The sequence below is a fragment of the Ruminococcus sporogenes genome (genome assembly GCF_054655175.1).
Genome location: NZ_BAAHOA010000039.1, coordinates 1 through 758, shown reverse-complemented (window position 1 = coordinate 758; position 758 = coordinate 1). Strand labels below are relative to the sequence as shown.

Below are 758 nucleotides of genomic sequence, written 5' to 3'. Positions count from 1 at the left end.
GCCCATAGACCTTTTATCGTATCTCACGCTGAATCCTCAGAACTGGCAGAAACACTCGTATATCGCCATGAACGGTGTGTATGAAAATGCCGTTTTAACGGCGTTAAAGAATCATTCAAACCTCAATGAAATTGTGCTTTGCGTAGATAACGATGAAGGAGGAATCGAAGCTGTTGATAGGTTAAAAGACATTCTTGGGGATAACGGATATACCGATGTAAAACGGCTTGCGCCAAAGTTCAAGGACTGGAACGAGGATTTGAAAGCGCAAAATGGTGCAGAACCGCTTCCTGCCGTGCCTCATAAGCGAAAGGAAAAATATCTGCGGCAGGCTGAGAATTTAGAGTATCTGAAATGCCGTCCGGATAAGCTGATCTCACGGATCTATGCGACATTCAAAAACGGACAATACAAGTATCTGGCTGAGTATGCTTTGGCAGGCTCGGCTTTTTTTATTGGGAAAAACAGCGAAAATTTGATGTTTGAAAAGTTAAAATTCAAGCTGAAAGATGAGTATAAACCCTATACCGACAAGGGCAAAAAAGCCGCTAAACAAAGAAATCTGCATGACTGTGTTAAGGCGGTAATGAAAGACTTACGGCAGACAGCCCGTACCCGTGAGCAGTCGGTACAGACTGCAAAATTGCTGTATCAGCTTGCGGACTGCGCGGTACGCTGTGAAACGGAACAGGAAATGTCCGCTTCTGTGATCTCGCAGGAAGAAGCGCAGGAAGAAATATCCGAGGCGATAAGCTTCG

Annotated in this window: 1 protein-coding gene; it reads left to right on the top strand. The window is 44.9% G+C overall.

Features of this window, described 5'->3' with window-relative positions; translation table 11 throughout:
* On the top strand, nucleotides 1–758 hold a 758-nt coding region (locus ACYQ0N_RS15345), incomplete at both ends, for a toprim domain-containing protein (RefSeq protein ID WP_460163187.1).